17 protein-coding genes and 1 riboswitch are annotated in these 19,580 nt (G+C 51.0%); of the genes, 3 read left to right on the top strand and 14 right to left on the bottom strand.

Annotated elements, in window-relative coordinates:
- Positions 1-79 precede the first annotated feature (79 nt).
- A complete protein-coding gene (locus LOS79_RS02505; RefSeq protein ID WP_315416039.1) occupies positions 80-727 on the bottom strand; it encodes a FusB/FusC family EF-G-binding protein in 648 nt (215 codons plus the stop codon).
- A 238-nt stretch (positions 728-965) separates the two neighbouring features.
- Positions 966-1,904 carry a helix-turn-helix transcriptional regulator gene (locus LOS79_RS02500; protein ID WP_315416038.1) on the bottom strand — a complete coding sequence of 313 codons (939 nt, stop codon included), beginning with the start codon at positions 1,902-1,904 and terminating at the stop codon, positions 966-968.
- A 120-nt stretch (positions 1,905-2,024) separates the two neighbouring features.
- On the opposite strand from LOS79_RS02500, the gene LOS79_RS02495 reads away from it, so the two are divergent.
- Positions 2,025-2,447, top strand: coding sequence for a pyridoxamine 5'-phosphate oxidase family protein (locus tag LOS79_RS02495; RefSeq protein WP_315416037.1), 423 nt, complete (start codon positions 2,025-2,027; stop codon positions 2,445-2,447).
- A 97-nt stretch (positions 2,448-2,544) separates the two neighbouring features.
- On the opposite strand, the gene LOS79_RS02490 is transcribed toward LOS79_RS02495, so the two are convergent.
- The 4 genes from LOS79_RS02490 to LOS79_RS02475 all read right to left on the bottom strand — a co-directional run bounded on the left by LOS79_RS02490 (position 2,545) and on the right by LOS79_RS02475 (position 7,758).
- Positions 2,545-4,557, bottom strand: a complete 2,013-nt coding sequence (locus LOS79_RS02490) for a beta-galactosidase (protein ID WP_315416036.1) — start codon at positions 4,555-4,557, stop codon at positions 2,545-2,547.
- A gap of 39 nt (positions 4,558-4,596) precedes the next feature.
- On the bottom strand, positions 4,597-5,421 hold the full coding sequence (locus tag LOS79_RS02485) for a carbohydrate ABC transporter permease (protein ID WP_315416035.1): 825 nt from the start codon (positions 5,419-5,421) through the stop codon (positions 4,597-4,599).
- Between the two features lie 15 nt (positions 5,422-5,436).
- Positions 5,437-6,327, bottom strand: a complete 891-nt coding sequence (locus LOS79_RS02480) for a carbohydrate ABC transporter permease (protein WP_315416034.1) — start codon at positions 6,325-6,327, stop codon at positions 5,437-5,439.
- Between the two features lie 78 nt (positions 6,328-6,405).
- Entirely contained in the window at positions 6,406-7,758 is a 1,353-nt protein-coding gene (locus LOS79_RS02475) for an ABC transporter substrate-binding protein (protein WP_315416033.1), read from the bottom strand.
- Positions 7,759-7,997: 239 nt separating this feature from the next.
- On the opposite strand from LOS79_RS02475, the gene LOS79_RS02470 reads away from it, so the two are divergent.
- On the top strand, positions 7,998-9,794 hold the full coding sequence (locus tag LOS79_RS02470; protein WP_315416031.1) for a sensor histidine kinase: 1,797 nt from the start codon (positions 7,998-8,000) through the stop codon (positions 9,792-9,794).
- A 399-nt stretch (positions 9,795-10,193) separates the two neighbouring features.
- Complete coding sequence (locus LOS79_RS02465; RefSeq protein ID WP_315416029.1) at positions 10,194-11,792, top strand: response regulator; 1,599 nt, start codon at positions 10,194-10,196, stop codon at positions 11,790-11,792.
- A 141-nt stretch (positions 11,793-11,933) separates the two neighbouring features.
- On the opposite strand, the gene LOS79_RS02460 is transcribed toward LOS79_RS02465, so the two are convergent.
- The 8 genes from LOS79_RS02460 to LOS79_RS02425 form a co-directional block, all read right to left on the bottom strand.
- Positions 11,934-12,749 carry an alpha/beta fold hydrolase gene (locus tag LOS79_RS02460; RefSeq protein ID WP_315416027.1) on the bottom strand — a complete coding sequence of 272 codons (816 nt, stop codon included), beginning with the start codon at positions 12,747-12,749 and terminating at the stop codon, positions 11,934-11,936.
- A gap of 7 nt (positions 12,750-12,756) precedes the next feature.
- Positions 12,757-12,893: riboswitch (cyclic di-AMP (ydaO/yuaA leader) on the bottom strand.
- A 13-nt stretch (positions 12,894-12,906) separates the two neighbouring features.
- Positions 12,907-13,251: a monovalent cation/H(+) antiporter subunit G gene (gene mnhG, locus LOS79_RS02455; protein WP_315416026.1), complete on the bottom strand. Its 345-nt coding sequence runs from the start codon at positions 13,249-13,251 to the stop codon at positions 12,907-12,909.
- Positions 13,241-13,537, bottom strand: a complete 297-nt coding sequence (locus LOS79_RS02450) for a Na(+)/H(+) antiporter subunit F1 (RefSeq protein ID WP_315416025.1) — start codon at positions 13,535-13,537, stop codon at positions 13,241-13,243. Before LOS79_RS02450 ends, mnhG begins: the two co-directional genes overlap by 11 nt.
- Entirely contained in the window at positions 13,534-14,013 is a 480-nt protein-coding gene (locus LOS79_RS02445; RefSeq protein ID WP_315416023.1) for a Na+/H+ antiporter subunit E, read from the bottom strand. Before LOS79_RS02445 ends, LOS79_RS02450 begins: the two co-directional genes overlap by 4 nt.
- A 6-nt stretch (positions 14,014-14,019) precedes the next feature.
- A complete protein-coding gene (locus LOS79_RS02440; RefSeq protein ID WP_315416022.1) occupies positions 14,020-15,495 on the bottom strand; it encodes a Na+/H+ antiporter subunit D in 1,476 nt (491 codons plus the stop codon).
- The gene (locus tag LOS79_RS02435; protein ID WP_315416020.1) at positions 15,492-15,827 is read right to left on the bottom strand and encodes a Na(+)/H(+) antiporter subunit C; all 336 of its coding nucleotides are present in this window, start codon (positions 15,825-15,827) and stop codon (positions 15,492-15,494) included. Before LOS79_RS02435 ends, LOS79_RS02440 begins: the two co-directional genes overlap by 4 nt.
- Complete coding sequence (locus LOS79_RS02430) at positions 15,815-18,673, bottom strand: Na+/H+ antiporter subunit A (RefSeq protein ID WP_315416018.1); 2,859 nt, start codon at positions 18,671-18,673, stop codon at positions 15,815-15,817. Before LOS79_RS02430 ends, LOS79_RS02435 begins: the two co-directional genes overlap by 13 nt.
- A gap of 37 nt (positions 18,674-18,710) precedes the next feature.
- Positions 18,711-19,343 carry a universal stress protein gene (locus tag LOS79_RS02425; RefSeq protein ID WP_315416016.1) on the bottom strand — a complete coding sequence of 211 codons (633 nt, stop codon included), beginning with the start codon at positions 19,341-19,343 and terminating at the stop codon, positions 18,711-18,713.
- Between the last annotated feature and the right edge of the window lie 237 nt (positions 19,344-19,580).

The raw sequence follows: 19,580 nt of genomic DNA, 5'->3' as shown, positions 1-19,580 counted from the left end.
GCGGGCCTCCAGCCGGAGAACCGCCGCTTTACTTATTGATTCCGTTCGGGCTTGTCACACTCTATCTTTCCGTACCCTGCTACTTCTGCACCGAGAGCACGAACCGCTCCAGTGAGCTTATATTAGTGATGCTCTGATTACAGCCGTGATTATCCAGACATACGTATTGCCCCACAGAAGCATAATTGTCTGCCGCAGCAAGCTCCGGCTTCGTCTTGACGGTCAGGAAGGCCAGCTCCTGCTGACGGTTGCAGAACAGGCAATAGCCCTTCTTGTGCGTCGGTATGATCCTGCCCTCTACACCGATGAACTGCCCTTCATGCGGATAGACGATGAACAGCTTGCTCGTGGCAATGTCTACCCAGGCCAGATACGTTACATACCGGAAATCGATGGACTGCAAATCAGGCAGCTTCATCTTTTTATTCTTCGGAAACAGCTTCTGAATCTGCTTGAGGGTAATGGGCGGAAACGGCTCCAGGTAAGGCTCCATCCCGCTGACATACTGCTGGAAATCTTCGGCCCGCTCCAGAGCCGATATCGGGCTCAGCAGCTGCCTCTGTTCCGCAGTCAGAGCAGCAAACGCCTCCGTTACCGTCACTTCGGCACTGTATCTTACTGTCTCCAGAACCCGGCGGTCCGCTACCGACCGCAGTGTTTTCAGCACAAAGTCAGATTGTTTCTTAATCAGATTATATTGATGGTTTCTAATAAATGTTGGTTTCACAGCTCTTCAGCCCCTTATTATGATTGGTACATCCATAAGGTGCAGAGCCTGCCTATTAGAAACGATAAAATCAGTTTGGGCGATCAAGTCTAACCTGCCGCACCTCACGCAAAGTATCGCCCCGGATCAGGCTCTGCATGAGGACTGCCTAGCGAATGAGCATTTCATAGCCATCCGTGTAACCCCCTATCCAAATAAACCTGCACAAAGTATAGCAGGAATTGCCGGATGGCACAATTTATAATCCCGGGTCTTCCCCTTCATATATGGCCAGCAGCCCCTTTATCCTCCGCACCAGTTCTGCCCGGACATGCGGCGGTTCCAGGCATTCGCATTGATCGCCCATCCGCAGCAGCATGTTATAGCCGAAATCATTCTCGGCAAACGGGAAGTGGACGGTGAACCGGTTATCGCCGCAGGCAATCACATTCTCTTCGCCGGCCAGCTCAAGCATCAGGTCCCGTAACGGGGGCTCAATTAACAGCTTGAGGGTAATCATCTCCTGTCCCGGAGGAGCCAGCGGACCGGGGTCAAACTCCCGGGGCAAAAACGTCCCTTCCAGCACCTCAAGGGCAGTGATACGGGATAAGCGGAAGATGCGGAAATCCTGCCTGGAAGTGCAGTATCCCTGCAGATACCAGTTGGAATCCTTCATTATAAGCCGGTAAGGTTCAACCTCACGGCTGCTCTGCCTGCCCGCCTGATCACTGTAGCTGAACGCAAGCAGCCTGTGATCATCCATTGCGGCCCTGATATCGCTCAGCTTCAAATGCAGAATCTTGTTGCCCAGCCACGGGGCATGATCAATTACGATCTGTCCCGATTTCTGCTCGATCTCCCGGACCTGCTCCTCAGGGATCAGCCCTTTCACTTTAGCCATCGCATTGAGAATTTCCTCCCCTGACAACGTGGAATGAATGCTCCCTAGCCCCGTTAACAAGGCTGTAATATCAGAGATGGTAAACAATCTTTTCTCAATCTTGTATTGCTCCATAATCGCTATGCCGCCCCGCACACCTGGATACGTAACAATCGGAATGCCCGCCTGGTTAATCGAATCGATATCCCGGAATATCGTCCGGGGTGTAACCTCGAACATCTCCGCAAGCTTCGATGCACTGACTTTGTCGCGCTCCAGCAGAATCATAATTATGGAGATCAAACGGTCTATTTTCATGGCCATCACCTTTTTTTATTCTACCACAACAACCATGACATACTGCTGTCATAATTCCGTATGCTACTATCAACTTAGCCGCTAACCAGTGGTTCAATACATGAATAAGGGAGAATAAATATGGATTATGTACAAGGCTTCAAAGAAATAATGGAGGTCAGCGGGCATCTTGCACTGGCAACATCCGCGGATAATAAACCGAATGTCAGAGTAATGAGCCACTTCTACGATGCTGATCAAGGTATTGTATATGTCTCAACCTTCAAGCAGTCGCCCAAAACAGCAGAATTCGCAGCGAATGACAAAATAGCCTTCACTACGCTTCCCGAAGCGGCAACCGGCCGGCTGGTCCGGGTAACCGATGCTACAGTCAAGAAAAGCGAGCATTCCGTCTATGACCTGGAAGCAGGCTTCACGAAGAACAACCCGTCGTTTGCTTTTACGCTGAAGGAAGCAGGCCCGATGTTTGAGGTATATGAATTTCATTTCAATGAAGCAATTGTAACAATGGGTCATATGCAAATGGAGACAATCACGCTCTAGTCCGCCTATAGCAGAGCAGCACGCTCCAATACACAAAAAGGATATAGCTCAAGGGATTGCCCCTGGACTATATCCTTTTTTCTCTACTATAAAAGCATTACTCCTGACTAATAATCCTTAAGCCCCAAGGCTCAAGCTCCAGCTCCTCACCAGGCGCCACCGGACTCCCGGACAACAGCTCCTGCCCTGCTCCATACCCGTATTTAAAGGTCACAGGCTGCGCTGAATAGTTATAGTAGTAACGGATCGTATTGCCCCGGCCGTTCACACCGGTCTTCACGATGAGCGGGAATACCAGCTGCTGGTCCTCACCCCATAATCCGGCATTCTTGACGGCATCCTGCAGGATCACCGCAAGCGCGGCCGGCTCCGTCATACAGCCGATATAGGTAGCCGTCCCCTTCCCGGACGCATTCCGCGTAACCGCCGCATATTCACCCCACTGCGGATGATCGTAGCTGGCCAGTACTTCGGCAGAATCCGCTGCAACCAGCATTTCCATCCATGTCTTGACAGTGTGCACACCTGCCTCCGTTCCTTCCGGGAACAGCTTGCCGGTAAGCCCGGCAGCCGCATTCGGCGTAGCAAAATGACTGTAAGTCACTCCGCAGGCTTCATGAATTACGCCCGGCTGTGCGGTATGCCGCACCTTCACCTGCTCATCGGTAAATCCGCTCTTGAAGGAGTAGACGGCATGGCCGCCGCTGCGGACATACTCGTTCAGGTTCTGCAGCGCCTCGTCAGAGACGGCATACAGGGCCGGAACTACAATCAGCTCGTAGTCGTGCAAGCGGGTGCTGGAAGGCTGGATGAAATCGCAGGCAATATTCATCTTGTAGAGCTCGTCGTACATCCAGCGGACCACATCATTGTAAATGACGCCGCCGGGCAGCTTGAACCATTCAATGGCCGACAATGCTTCGTTGCTGACCATTACAGCCACTTTGCTGGTCTTCTTCAGTCCAATCAGCTGAGGACTCAACCGCTTAAAGTCCGCACCGATCGTCTGCGCTTCCTTATATACCGGGTTAGGCAGGAAATCGTGGCTGAGCAGCCCTTTCCAGTATGTCTCGAAGGAATTATGGATCGAATGCCAGTGCCAGTAGGCAACCATCGACGCGCCGGAACCTAAGTGGCTGAACGCCTGCAGCCGCAGCTGCCCGGGGTAAGGCGTCCATTCCGGGAAAGCCTGCGCCTGGGTCTCCAGGACGAAATAGTTATTCTGCTTCAGCGAGCGGGTAATATCTCCCCCGAAGGAAATTTCCGCACCGGTAAGATTATCCTGGGACGGATGATAAATATCTACACCGGCAATGTCGAAGGGCTGGGACGCCGCAAAATGATCCACCGAAGGCTGTACGCCAAACGAATGCCCCCGCCACTCAAAATCGAAATTATGTGTCGTAAACTGCCCCGGCTGCTTATATTCACCCACAATCCCGAGCTGCCAGGCCAGGAATTCATTCACCAGCCCGCGCTGGAATTTGGCAAACTCGGCGCCCAGGCTGCCGTTGATTGTGCCAACCATGGACGGGAAGTCCTCCCAGCTGTCGATCCGGTTACTCCAGTAATCGAGGCCGAACTTGTGATTGACCGCCTCAAGGGTTCCATAGGTTTCCCGCATATATTTAACGAACCTCAGCTGCACATTCGGCCCGGCCGTCTCATAATGCTTCGTTTCATTATCAATCTGGTAACCGATTACGGCAGGATGCTTATGCACCTGCTCCATCAGCTTGCGGATCATCCGCTCTGCATAGAAGAGGTAGACCGGATGGGTAATATCCATAATCTGCCGCGCCCCGTATTTCCCTTCCCCCTTCGCCGTAACGGCCAGCACATCCGGATGCTCCTTGACCATCCATGCAGGAATCGCGTAAGTAGGCGTGCCTACGATGACATGAATTCCGGCGGCATGCATGGCATCCAGCACTCTTTTGACCGAGCTGAAGTTAAATACGCCATTCTGGGGTTCATGAGTACTCCAGGTAGATTCCGCAATGCGCACGGTGTTAATTCCCGCTTCCTGCATCATCCGGATATCTTCATCCAGACGGTCGTACGGCATATACTCGTCGTAATAAGCGACCCCGTATAACAAGTGATCCATGGTTGTCCTCCTGATTGTAATTAATCCGGCCGGGCACGTTTAACCTTTAACAGCACCGGCGGTAACGCCTTTCGTAATCTGTTCATTGAAGATGGCATAGATAATAATTGCCGGGATCGAGGTCAGCACCATGACCGCAAACTGTGAGCCATAATCCGAAGAATACTGGCCGGCAAAGTTCATGACCGAGAACGGCAGCGTTTTCAGTGCATCCTTGCTCAGGAAGGTGGAAGCCATAATGAATTCATTCCAGCAGTTCAGGAACGTGGTTACAACAACCGTTACAAGTGCAGGCGCGGTAAGCGGGGCGATAATCTGGAACACAATCCGGTAAATCCCCGCTCCGTCAACCACCGCCGACTCTTCCATCGCTTTCGGGATACTCTTCAGGAATCCGGTCAGAATGAATGTCCCCATAGGTACAGATACCGCAGTGTACGGCAGAATCAGCCCCAGATAGGAATTCGTCAGGCCGAGCGCCTTGAAGATCGCAAAGTTAGGCAGCAGTGTGGCATGAATAGGAATCATAATACCAAGCAGAATAATGGTGAAAAAGATAGAGCGGAACCTCCACTGCATCCGGGTAAACGCATACCCCAGTGTTAAGGATAGCACAACTGTCAGCAGGATTGTAACGGTAGTAACAAATGCGCTGTTAAGGAAATACCGCAGGAATTTCCCGTCCACCCAGGCATTGATGTAATTCTGCCACTGCGGATCAGACGGCCATTTCAGGATGCTTGAGGAATAGAATTCATTGCTGCTGAGGAACGAGAAATCGACCAGCCAGATTAACGGGAACAGTTGAACCAGGGCGACAATAAGGAAGAACACCCATAGTATGATTTTCGTGCTTTTTTTCATGGTGTTGTTGCCTCCTTAGAATTCCGTAGCATCACTGCGGGTAAGTTTGCTGCTGAGGTAGGTCGCCAGCAGACAGACGATAATGAAGAGAATCGAAATCGCATTGGCATAGCCGTATTGGCTGGCCGAGAAGGCTTTGTTATATAGGTATACAGCCAGGAACTGCGTGGAGTCGCCGGGACCGCCGTTGGTGGTCAGGAACACGGTTTCCATTTGCTTCAAGGCAGTAATCATTGCCAGTGTTATCTGCACCGTAATGACCGGTGAGAGCAGCGGAACAGTAATCCGCAGATGTAATTTGAAGCCGGACGCCCCGTCCAGGGATGCCGCTTCATACATTTCATCCGGAATTCCTTTGAGGCCCGCATAGTAGAACAGCAGCCCCCAGCCGAATCCGGCCCAGATCAGGATGAACAGCATCGTCACGAGTGCCGTACTGCTGTCGCCCAGCCACGCATGCTTCAGCATGCCCAGGCCCAGCGTATCGAGCAGCTTGTTGAAGGCGCCGAAGGTAGGGTCCAGCAGGGACAGCCACATTTTCGAAATAACGACTACAGAAATAACGCACGGGATGAAAAAGATCGTTCTGAACCACTTCTCCGCTTTCCCGCCCAGGCGGTCCAGCATGATGGCGAAAAAGATGGCAATCGGATGCTGAATGAAGATAAAGCCGAGTCCGAGCAGAATCGCATTGCGTAAAGCCAGCCAGAACCGGCTGTCGTGGAACAGAAGCTGTGTATAGTTAGCAAAGCCTGTGAAGGTAGAGGGTGTGCCCGGCGCCAGTGTATCTCTCAGGGAGTAGTAGCCGCTAAGAAAGATTGGAACGAGAAAAGTCAGTGCGAATAAGAGAATTCCCGGAAAGACGAACAGGAATATGGCGGTTTTATTATTGAATACTTTTTGCATGGAAGTCTCACTCCATCCTTGAGATTAGAGAAGGGCAAGAAGCTTCCTGCCCTGTCCCCTTTCACTCTCTATATTTGTTTATTGAGATTCCGCTGCTTTTTGCAGTTCTGCCAGCAGCTCTTCAGGTGTCGATCCGCCGGCGAAGAACTTGCCGAAGGCATTCTGGCCGTCATCTTTGAACTTCGGTGTGCCATAATCAAGGCCAAGGGACCCTGCTGTAGTGGTCGCTCCGGTAAGCACTTCAGTCAGCTGTTGCTGCAGCCCGCTTTCACTGCCGGTAAGCTCATATTTCTGGGCAGGCACTGCCGCGCCTGTATCCCAGACCGTTTTGGCCCACTGATCTGCTCTCATCAGGTAATCGAAGAACTTCTTGGCTTCTTCCGGATGCTTGGAGCTGCTGACCAGCGAGTAGCCGCCGCCGTTCCAGGCCAGCAGGTCTGTATCCTTGCCCTTGCCGCCGTCGACAACCGGGAATTTCAGTACAGCCACATTATTGCGGAAGTCTTCGGACAAGCTTTCATTGGTAGCCATTCCGGCTTCCCATGAACCCATGTACCACATGGCCGCTCTTCCTTGCGTGAATAAGTTCTGGGATGCACCGTAGTCTGCCGTCATGAACGATTCCTGGAACAGCTTAGCATCTCTTGCTTCCCCAAGCAGCTTAGCTGCTGTAATGAAGCTTTCATCTGTTGTAAAGCTCTTCTTCTGGTCTACCGCATCCAGTGTCAGGCTCTGGTCACCGCTCACCCGGATCACAAGATCCTGGAAGAAGGCTGCGAAGCTCCACAGATCTTTACCGTTAACCGACATCGGCTCAATGCCCTTGGCACGGAATTGCTTAGCCGCATCCAGCAGCTCCGCATAGGTGGTCGGCACATTCACACCATTGTCGGCAAATATTTTTTTGTTGTAGTAGATAACCTCATAATCACTGTTGCGCGGAAGACCATACAATTTATCGTTGAAGGTGAAGGACTTGTACACGCCTGGCAGGAAGTTGTAAGTTTCGCCCTCATACTCTGCGGGATCAAGCTCTTTGACATAACCGGCCTGGACCAGTGTGTTCAGTTCCGCTCCGCCGTGTACCATGGTGATGTCCAGTGCCTCATTGGAAGCCATATAGGCTTTCAGCTTGTTCTTGAACGGCTCCTCGGCGAGCGTTTCGAGTTCGATTTTTACATTAGGATTCTCTTTCGTATAATTGTCGATGACCATCTGCTCAGCCAGGCCCTGGCCGGACTTACGGTCCGGGAGGTTCGAGAAGAGACGGAGGGTAACCTGCTCTCCTGCGCTTCCTGCCGCATTACCGTCTGTGCTGCTGCCGGCTGCATTCCCGCCGCTGTTATTATTGCCGCATGCACTGAGTACTGAGACTGCCGCAAGCGCCGCAATCAGCGTTATATTCCGTTTGGACTTTGTATTCTTAACCATGTAATCTCCCCCTAGTTTATGTTGAACTGGCTTGGCTTCTTTGTGCTGACAACATCGTAACAGAGATCCCTGAAGGCGGTCAGTAGAGAAAAAGAGAGTAAAGTTTAAAATTGTCGACTCCTTCCCGTGAGCCTTGTTTATCTCCGGTACTTTGGCATACTATTAATGAACAGTGCACAGCTGCTGTATTCTTATCTACTCTTAAGGCAAAGGTCAGTGATCCCATGCTGCGTTTCTACTTGAATCTGAATCTGCGATATAAGATAACGATCCTTATTTTCCTGCTGATTACAGCGGTCACCTTCTCCATTGGCGGGTATTCCTACTCGATCTCCAAGAAGCAGATTATCAATAAAGTAAGCAATTCCAACCAGAGTGTCCTGAAGCAGATCAACAGCAACCTCTCCCGGATGCAAAAGACCATCGCCGACTGGGTTACCGTCTTCAGCCTGGCGTCCGTCGTGCAGGAGACCTTAAGAAACAATACTGCGGATTCTGTAGAGATCGAGAACCAATTCTATAACGGGCCGACCGCCTCAATGATGAACCAGATGCTCGTAACCGGAAATTTCGATTACCTGTCCCTCTACGGGAGCGTCCCGACACCTATATTTCAAGTCGCAACCGATGACAGCAGCGGGGCTAACAGCTTCGATACTATTATTAATAATGCAATCTATAAAGAGACCGTTGCCTTAAACGGCGCCTCCTACTGGTTCCCGCTGACCCGGGAGAATAATGTGTTCATCCAGAGCAACCGCAACGAGAAGCTGGGGATGACCCGGATTATCCGCGATATTGTCAACGGCAACCGGATCGGCTTTGTCTTCGTCGGCATCAATCTGGAGACGATCCGCAAGACTTACCTGACGAATCTCTATGATCAGGACCATGGCATCCTGATTCTGAATGAGCACGGGGAGCAGCTGCTGGCCGCAGGCAAAGAAACCTATAGTCCCAAAGCTGTCGATTTCGTGCTGAAGCAGGCGGCAGCAGGCGTTCTCTCGGGCTCCACCATCGTCAATATTAAAGGCGGGGATACGCTGCTGAATTACAATATCAACGAGGACGGCTGGATTACGCTGTACAGTGTGCCGCTCAGTTCCTTAACGGAAGAGCTTAGCTCGATTAAATCCGCTGTGCTGGTGATGATTCTGGCCAGTCTGGTGCTTAGTATACCCCTGCTGATGTTTTTCTCCTCGTTCCTGACGGCACCGATTAAGACGCTGCTGCTGTCAATGCGGCGTTTCCAGAACGGCCAATTCGACGAGAAGGTTAACATCAAGTACTGGGATGAGATCGGCCAGCTGAGCCGGGGATACAATAACATGGTGGCGAACATCAAGGCGCTTGTGGACGATGCCTATCTGCTCAAGCTCAAGGAGCAGGAAGCAGAGTTAAAAGCATTGCAGTCGCAGATCAATCCCCACTTTTTGTATAACATGCTGGATACGATTTTTTGGGAGGCGGAGTCCTCCGGGCAGGACAAGATCAGCGAGATGGTGATCAACCTCTCCCGGCTGTTCCGCTTAAGCCTGAACCGCGGGAAGAGCTTCACCAGCGTAGCCAAGGAGAAAGAACTGATCGGGCTGTACCTCTCCCTGCAGAAAATGAGATTCAAGGAGTCGCTCGAATTCGTCATTGATATTCCTGCGGAGCTGGAAGCCTTCGTTATTCTGAAGCTCAGCCTGCAGCCATTTATTGAGAACGCACTCGTTCACGGCATTGAGCAGAAACGCGGCGGCGGCAGAGTAAGCATCAGCGGGCAATTAACCGGGGACAAGCTTGTCTTTGTCATTGAGGATAACGGGGGCGGGATGAGCAGCGAGACGCTGCAGAATATTCTCAAGGACCGCGAGGAATCGGATGTGTATACAGCCCCGGATGTCGGGGGGTATGCGGTCCAGAATGTATACGACCGGCTGAAGCATTTCTATAAGGGCGATTTCACCCTGAATTATTCGAGTGTCCCGGGAGAGGGCACCCGCGTGGAGATCGTCATTCCGGCGATTATGGATATTGAGGTAGAACAGTGACAACTATATAGCTTGAACTGGAAGCTTAAGTTTATTAACGATAGGAGAACGCCTGTAACAATAGGGCAATTGTATTATATACATTTGATTCATTGCTAAATGCCCGAAAAAACTATTCTATTGTATTTCGTACAATGCTTTTCAGGAAAATGAGCTTAGAATGCCAAAAACTCATGAAACGAGTGTACAAAGTACAATAGATTCTATTTTAGGGCTGATTTTGCTGTGATCTGCTGTACAAAGTACAATAGAATGAATTCTCTGCTTCCTTACTATTCAAAAGCTCAAGCTCACAGGAACCTGCAGAAGCGTTAGCGGCCGGAAGTCCAAATGTTCGCCGCAGTGACGAATAAAGCATAACGTTCAAACTTAAATGCGTCTTATAAGGAGGCTTCGGCCATGTTTAATATGATTATCGTGGATGATGAGGAACGGGCCCGGGTGGGCATCAGAACATTGATCGACTGGCAGGCCCACGGCATCAGCATTGTGGCAGAAGCCCGGGACGGACAGGAGGCACTGGAAATCTTAAGCAGCCATCCGGTAGATATTATGCTGACCGATATCCGCATGCCGCAGATGGACGGGCTGGAGCTGATTTCTGCCGTATCTGCGAAGTACCCGCATATCAAATCGGTCATTATGAGCGGGTATGATGATTTTGCCTACGCCCAGAAAGCCATCCGGGTCGGAGCCAGCAACTATCTGCTGAAGCCGAGCCGGAGACAGGAGATTCTGAATACGATTCTCGCCATCACGGAGCAGATCCGTTCAGAGAAGCTGGAGATTACTTCGCTTGAGCATCTGCGCCAGGGCTTCCGTGAGAGCCTCCCGCTCTTGAAGGAGAAGACATTAAGCCAGCTGATCCTGACCGAAAGCTCCTCCTACTCCCGGCTGCTGGCCAATCTGAAAATGAACAATCTGGTCTTCCCCTACATGATGTACGGGGTGATTCTGCTGCGGATCGACAACTTCCAGCAGCTGCACCAGAAGTATCTGCATGAGGACACCGAGTTGCTCAAATACGGCCTGAAAAATATCTGCGAGGAATCCCTGCCGGAGTCTATCGTATGTACCGCTTTTGAACATCAGGATGATATAGTCCTTGTGCTGAACACCGATGATCTGCTCGATCATGAAGAGTTAAGCGGCTATATCCGGATTATCCAGGATAATATCGCAAGCTATCTGAAGTTCACCGTCTCCGCCGGAATCGGCAGCCTGGATCATAACATCCAGCATCTGCGGCGTTCCTTCCTGGAGGCTTCACAGGCGCTTAACACCCGGAACTATACCGGCACCGGCAAAATCGTCGAGTTCAGCGGGGAGTTCGATGATGAATCCTCCCAGTCCTCCTATCCTCTGCATGAGGAGCAGGAGGTGCTGAAGGCTGTCCGCAGCGGCTCCAGCGAGGAAATCACCGAGATGCTGTCGCTGTTTAATGTGGCACTGCAGCCCGAAACCGTGTCGCGGGACCAGGTGATCAAATCGAGCTTCGCGCTGTTCTTCGCCCTGTACAAGCTGTGTATTGAGAACAACGTCAACGTGAATAAGGTGTTCGGGCAAAATCTGACCGAGCTGATTCATGTCCTGTCCCGCTCCAGTCTGGATAATATTTTCCAGTCGCTGCTGGAGACTGCCCTCAGAGTCAGCGAGCATTTGTCCTCCAAGAAGAACAGCAACAAGCTGCTTGAATCGGCCAAGCTGTACATCGAGCAGAACTATATGAAGGACATCAACCGCGAGATTGTCGCGCGGGAAATCTACATTACCCCGGGTTACCTTAGCCTGCTGTTCAAGCAGCAGCTCAAAATCAGCTTCACCGACTATCTGCACAAGGTCCGCATCGAGCGTGCCTGCCTGCTGTTCAAGGACCCGGGCATGCGGATTGAGGATATCGCGCTGCAGTCCGGGTACAATGACACGAAATACTTCTACCAGGTGTTCAAAAAGTATAAAGGTATCACCCCCAACCAGTTCCGCAGCAATGCGGAGTGAGGCGGTGTGAGGCGGGTAATACGGAGTGTGTGCCGCCTGCGGAAGATGTACCAATCATTGCGGGATCTCTGTCAAAAAAGTAAACAGGCTAGGCTCCTATTTGACCAAGATCCCTGAACGGGAAATCCAGCAGGCAATCCTCTACTTCCCGGATGCCGATCGCTCGAATGCATGCTGGTCTTGTAAAAACTCAAGCAGCAGCCTATTGAAGTGCTCGGGCTGGCACAGGTGGCTCGGGTACATCGCATCCTCAAGTATGGCTAACCGTGCAAACGAATATCGGGCCGCCGCCTTCTTCACTTGCTCCAGCACCCACTCATTCCGGTTGCCTGATACACAAAGAACAGGAATCTTCAGCCGCAGCGCGAACCCGCAGCTATCCGTGTGCCGCAGGGCCAGGCGCTGCTTAATAAGCTCCGTCGTCCGTTCATGCAATAGCTCACCCCTCAGGATACGGTAAGCTTCATACCATTTGTTGTACGTGATCCGCAAAGAACGGATGAACATTTCCGCCGGAAGATAGTGGGCCGCCCATGCGCAGATTTCCAGAAACTCCTTTACCTTACCGGCTGCCGCCGTATAATTACTATGAAAATAACTGTCTACCAAAACCATGTTCATAACCCGCTCCGGGTACTGATAAGCAAACTTGTGCGCCAGAACAGCTCCACTCGAACAAGCTACGATTACAGCCTTAGTAATAGATAACCCGTCCAGCAACCCTTTTAAATCCTCACATTGCGTGTCCACTATTCTGCTAATTTCCACATCCATTTTACCGGACTGCCCGTTCCCTCTCAGATCAAACAGAATCACTTTAGCCCGTTTGCTGAAATAATCTGCCTGCGGCTCAAACATACGATGCGAGGTCGAATGATCATGAAGAAAAACAATCGGCAGACCGCTGCCCGACACCTCATAGTATAGTGTGGTCCCATTAACTTCAATATGCGGCATTGCATATGACTCCTCTCTTGTACGCTTACGAGGTTAGCTGCCGGATTCGGGCTCAAGTGAGCATAGCCCTGCTCGAATTATTCGAGATTCACCCCAGATACCTGGTTCCCCCGCTCCCAATGTGGGATTCAGCGAATTATCATTATTTTGCAGGCATTTACTGATCCTTCTCGATAGAGGATTTCATATCATCCCGGACGCTGCCCCTCCATAAAGGGACCCCGGAACGGTAAGCAGCACGCCCGTTTAGATGACCTGCCACCGGAGAAGTAATGAAGACAAATAGAATCGCGAGCAGCAGCTTGATACTGATGGTACCGTCAGCGAACAGAAAGTACAGAAACGCACCTCCCAGCACACAGAGCACCCCGAATGTTGCACTTTTGGTGGCCGCATGCGAGCGCAGATACACATCGGGCAACCGGATCAAGCCAAATGCGCTGAGCCCGCAGAATATCGCGCCGAGCAGGACCAGAATTTTACCTATCAGTTCAAGTGTCATTTCTGTCTCCTCCTTCCTCTTCCATCACAATGCCGCGTTCAATATATCTGGCCAGCGCTGTTGTCCCAATAAAGGTAAGAATACCGATTACCAGAATGATTTCCAGAAAGTCCTGTGTATCCAGCAGCATGCAGATCACTGCAATCATTGCCAGAACATCAATTCCTATCGTATCCAGGGCGGCAACGCGGTCTGAACGGGTCGGCCCTGCCAGAAGACGGAATACGCAGGCCAGCAGCGCCAGCCCCAGAATTACCAGAGCAGCAGTCAATATGGGCTGGTTCATCCGCGGCTCACCTCCAGTATGGTCTGCTCAAAACTTTTTCGGATCTGGCTTGCCATCTCCTCTGCATCTTTAATATCAATAGCGTGGATATACAGGGTTGTTCCGTCTCTTGAGACATCCAGCGTTAATGTTCCCGGAGTCAAGCAGATCAGGCAGGACAGCAAGGTAACTTCCCACGCCGAGGTCAAGGCAGTCTCATAAGCAAAAATACCAGGGCGTATGTTGAGTTTCGGCCGGATAATATGACCAATCACTACAAAATTGGATACTGTCAGCTCACGGGCAAAGATCAGCAGAAGTTTCAGCACTGCCCATAAACGTCTAAGATAGAATGGCTGTTTCCGTGATTTCTGCATGACAAGTAAAAGCACAATTCCAAGCAGATACCCCACAATGAAGCTTCCACCGGAAATATTATTGTTCATGAACATCCACAAGAAAGCAATCAAAAGGTTAAGCACGATCTGCAGCATCATAGCCCTCTACTCCTTCATCACAGATTCAATATACAGTGCCGGCGAGGACAGAACTTCTCCAGCCTGTGATACATAGGTATATATCGCCTCAGATCCTATCCCCATTAGGATTACAAGCACCAAAAGGCATGCGGCAACGGCCGAAGAATGCTTCAACCTGACTTGTGGCAGTTCTTTCTCCGGTTCATTGCCCCAGAATGCCAGCCTGAATATCTTGATTAAGGAATACAGCACGAGGAAGCTTGATCCCAGACCAATGAGCGATAACGCCAGCATGCCGGCATCCAGAGCCCCGCGGATAATCAGAAGTTTACCAGCAAAGCCGCTAAGCGGCGGAATGCCCACCAAGGCAAGGGTCAGGATAAAGAACATCCAGCCGATGAGCGGATATTTTTTGATCATGCCGCCCATTCCAGCTAGGCGCTCTGTCCCTGCAGCGGTGATAATCATCCCGCCAAGCATGAACATCAGGGCTTTTGCCAGCATATCGTGCAGCAGATAGAACACCGCGCCGTTTAGTGAACCGGGGGTCCCGGCAGCAAGTCCGAAGATTACAAAACCTACACTAACAATAACGTTGTAATTCAAAATACGCGGAATATCGTTGTAAGCCACTGCCCCCAGGCCGCCAAGGATCATGGTGGCTACCGCCATCCAGGTAATCCATGGTTGTGTGAAATCTGTATCATTTACAAATAACAGTGTAAATGTACGAATGATTGCATACAGCCCTACTTTGGTCAGCAGTGCACCGAACAACGCTCTGACCGCAAATGGGGGGGCGCTGTAGGAGCCCGGCAGCCAGAAAAACAGGAACAGTCCGGCCTTCAGAGAGAATACGATTAAGAATAACATCGCAATTACGTTCAGCACGCCCCCCTGACCGGCTTCAGCAATACGCTGGGACAGATGAGCCATATTGAGCGTCCCCACTGCTGCATAGAGATACGCTACTGCTGCTACAAACAGTGTTGAGGATACAATATTAATCAGCAGATATTTGGATGTTTCCCGCAGCTGGAGCCTTGTTCCTCCAAGTGAAATGAGCGCATAGGAAGAAATCAGCATCACTTCAAAGAAAACAAACAAATTAAATATATCCCCGGTAAGGAAGGAGCCATACACCCCTACGAGCAAAAAGTGGAAGAATGTATAGTAATAATACCGCTCCCGCTTCTCTCCTATACTGCTGAATGAATAGAGCAGTATTGCAAAGCTGACAAGCGAAGCCATCATGACCAGCAGTACAGCAAACATATCTCCTACAAAAACGATGCCGTAGGGCGGCATCCAGCCCCCCATCTGTAAGGTTTGTATCCCCTCAGTATGGACGCGTGAAACCAGCAATAATGCAGTGAGTATATTCAGTAACCCGCTGACAGCACTGATTCCGCGCTGCAGCCGGATCTTCTCCTTACAAAAAATCAGAATAACCGCAGTACTCAGGGGAATCAGAATCGGCAGCACTAATAAATTGCTCATTCCTTCTCCTCCTTGATACTATCCATTTCATCCGTCCCCAGCACCTGATAGGATCGGTATGCAAGTACGAAAAAGAAGGCCGTGACCCCAAAGCTGATGACAATGGAGGTCAGGATCAGCGCCTGCGGCAGCGGATCAACATAAGTATCCGCCCCTGTACCCAGGACCGGCGCTGCACCCTTTTTGAGTCCGGCCATAGTCAGAAGCAGCAGATGGACACCGTGTGTCATCAGGGATGTACCCAATACAATGCGCAGCAGGCTCTTCGACAGAATGAGGTAAATGCCTATAGTAAAAAGGATTCCGACTGCTACCGCCATTAAGAGTTCCAAGACTTATCCCCTCCGATCGATAAGATGATGTTCATGGTGACACCAATTACGGCCAGGTACACGCCCAGATCAAACAGGACGGCAGTCGCCAGCTCCGTATCCCCGAGCACAGGCAGATCAAAGTGGCCGAAAGCATGGCTCAGAAAAGGGGCCCCGAACAAAAACGAGCCCGACGCTGTAAGGATGGCTATTAACAATCCTACTGCAGTGAGTAAACGGAAATTGACCGGAAAGGCCTTGCGGACCTGGTCCATGCCGAAGGCAACCGCCATCAGTACAAGCGCGGCAGATGTCATTAAGGCCCCGATAAAACCGCCGCCCGGATGGTTATGTCCGGCGAAGAACAAATAGAAGGAAAATACGATAATAATTAGAACGATCCCCTTCGACATCGTCTGCAGAATCACATCATTACTGCGGAGTGAACTGCTCTTGCGGGCTTTTCCCGGCTGTGGCAGATCAGGCTCCATCCTCAAATGAATTAAACCATAAATCGCCAGTGAGGCAATCCCCAGCACCATAATTTCGAACAGGGTATCAAATCCGCGGAAATCCACCAGAATGACGTTGACTACATTCTTCCCTCCAGCCAAATTGTAGCTTTCTTTCAAAAAGAACTCGGAGATTGGTTCAAAGGGACTGCTGCCCATCGCTGCCAGCGCAACCAGCGTTATAGTGATGCCGCCGCCAAGCGCGATGACCAGATTTGGCAGCTTAAAGCGCAGCGGCTCCTTCTGCCCTTTCAGCTTCGGCAGATAGCGGAAGCAGAGCAGGAACAGGATAACGGACACCGTCTCAATAATCATTTGGGTAAGCGCAAGATCAGGCGCCCGGAAGAGAACAAAGAGCAGGGTCACCATGTACCCTGCACCACCGGTGAACAGGATCGCATTAACACGCGATTTAGCAAAAGGCACGGCAAATGCAGCCAGGAGCATCACTGCTACAACAGCTATCTCATAAAAGGATAAAGGCGCATACTGATTCATCCCGAAGCTTATTCCTCTTTGCCCCAGCAGAACGGTCAGCAGAGCGATAATGAAAAAGCTGAAGATATAAAGTAGATAATGGCGGTTAGAGCCTGTCATGTACGTATCTGTCAGCCGCCGGGAACCACGTTCCAGCCATTGCAGCGAGCCGTTATAAATACGGTTAAGCGTATTTCTTCCGCTGGCCTCACGGTCCAGCACCTTCATCCGGCTATAGCCTTTGAACAGCAGCATACCTGCAGCCGCAACGCCAAGCGTCATGAAGATCTCCGGTGTCCAGCCATGCCAGAAATGAATAGATACCCCGAAGGATTCGTCTGCCGCAAGCAGACCGGTGTGGATCGAGGCCATCGCCGGTTCAATCAGTGTGCCCGAAACCAGCCCCGGGAAGAAGGCGAACAGGACAGCAAGTGAGATTAGAATCACCGGCGGCAGTAAAAGCCCCAGCGGCGCTTCATGCGGAATCTTATCCAGCTTGTTCTGCTGGAGCCTGCCCCCGAAGGTTTTGAAGACGAGAATCATACTGTATACAAAGGTAAACACACTGGCGATCCAGGCGATTACAGGAAAGAGCTGCAGCCACGACCCTGAGCTTAGGAGGTCAAACTCCCGGATATTCAGAACGGAAGTAAAGAACATTTCTTTACTGAGGAATCCGCTGAACGGCGGCAGCCCTGCCATGGAGAAGGCTCCGATCAGGGCCACTGAAAAGGTAATTGGCATGAGCGACATGAGACCGCCCAGCTTACGGAGCTCACGGGTACCTGTCTCGTGGTCAATGATACCCACGACCATAAACAAGCTGCCTTTAAAGACAGCATGATTAATGAGATGAAAAAGCGCTGCTGCCGTAGCCATCGAATAGAACACCGCTTCTTGTTCACCTGTAACAAAGGCCGCTGCCGAGCCGAGCCCGAGCAGGCTCATAATCAGCCCAAGCTGGCTTATGGTAGAGTAGGCGAGCAAAGCCTTGAGATCGGTTTGCCGGATGGCTTTAAATGCCCCATAGAGCAGGGTGAACAATCCGGTAACGGATACAATCCAGAACCATGCAGCTTGCCCTGCAAACAAGGGAGTCAGTCTGGCCACCAGGTAGAGTCCCGCTTTAACCATCGTGGCCGAATGAAGATAGGCGCTGACAGGTGTCGGAGCTTCCATCGCATCCGGCAGCCAGATGTGGAATGGGAATTGGGCCGATTTCGTGAACGCGCCCAGCAGAATAAGCAGCATGGCCGGGATAAGCATCGGCTGGTCTGCCAGCGCCCCTGCCTGTGCAACAATTTCACGGATACTGTAGGTACCGCTCATTACATACAGCAGATTAAAGCCGGCAAACATGGCCAGACCGCCAAAAACCGTAATCAGCATAGATTTCAGCGCCCCATAGGAGGATCTTTCCCGGCGGTACCAGAAGGCGATGAGCAGGAATGAGGAAATGCTGGTCAGCTCCCAGAACCCGTACAGCACCATCAGATTATCTGACAGCACCACACCCAGCATAGCCCCCATGAACATCAGCAGATAAATATAGAACTGGCGGATTCCCTCAGTCTGCTTATCGAGATAATAAATGGAATAAAGTAACACAAGCATTCCCATCCCGGTAATCAACAGGACGAACAGCATACTGAGTCCGTCCAGCACCAGTGTGAAATCGACCCCAAAGGAAGGCATCCATGGGAAACTGACGATTAGATTATCTCCCGCCTGAATAGCCGGAATCTTGGTCAGGAAGTAGAAGAATAGAAGTACCGGCAAGGGCAGAACGATCCAGCCCAGATGAAAGCGCAGGTTCTGTCTGATCAGCAGCAGCAGCAGAGCCAGCAGGAACGGAAGTGAAATTACAATGTAAAGCACGGCACAGCACCCCTCCTTTTCATTTTCTTAATTTGGTTTATTGCGGCTTAACCCACTCATTTTGCACGACCCGCAAATATTGCGCCTCGCCGTTGGTTACAATTTTGAACAGGCCAGTGTTAAAATCGGTATGAAGCTCACGGAAGAAAATGCCCTTCATCGCCTCATCCCCGGAAGCTTCATCGGAGAGCACATAACGGTCCTTCCTGCGGAGCAGATAAGCAGTAATCCCCTGCTCATGAGTTTGTTCAAGCAGCTCAGGATACCGCTGTACAGCAACGATGTGAAGATCAACCGGACCGATCCGCTCCAGCAGCTCATTGATAAAATTCCCTTTGGTAATCTCCTGCCAGAGTGTCTGGCCCGATTGGCCGATCACGATCTGTGTAATCCCCCGCTCCTGTGCCGTCTTTGATATCACCTCGGAGGTTTTTTTACCGTTACTATTGCGGATTACAAATTCCCCTCCGGCAGCCTTCGTCAGAGTTTCCCAGCCTGAAAGGTACTGCTGCTTCTCCCGGTTATACTCATTGTCTCCTAATGCATCTACAGTTAGCACGATCAATGGTGCATGGAGAAGCTCTGCCAGCCGGCTCCCCCTCTGGATCAGCCGCTGCCCGTGGGGACCGTAATGTACACACACCATGATGCTTTCCCTCTTCATTTCCATATTCAAGCCCCCTGAAAAGCAAATTTATTCCAGCAAAAAAACACAAAAAGAGCCCGCTGTTGGCAGGCTCCTCCGTTTAAATCCATATACAATTAGGGTTATTATATCGTCACCGGAGGCCAATGTAAAGGTGCCACGAGCTTGCAGCCCTGAATTTATAGAAGAAAATTGATTTCACTTTCCTTAACTGCTGCTGTCCTATAAGATGTCATTAGCAACTGGAGGGAGAGAGGACTT

Origin of the sequence: Paenibacillus sp. MMS20-IR301 (assembly GCF_032302195.1) — a bacterium.
Taxonomy (GTDB): domain Bacteria; phylum Bacillota; class Bacilli; order Paenibacillales; family Paenibacillaceae; genus Paenibacillus_AQ.
Note: the sequence above shows the minus strand (reverse complement) of the source record. Positions and strands in the feature narration are given on the sequence as shown.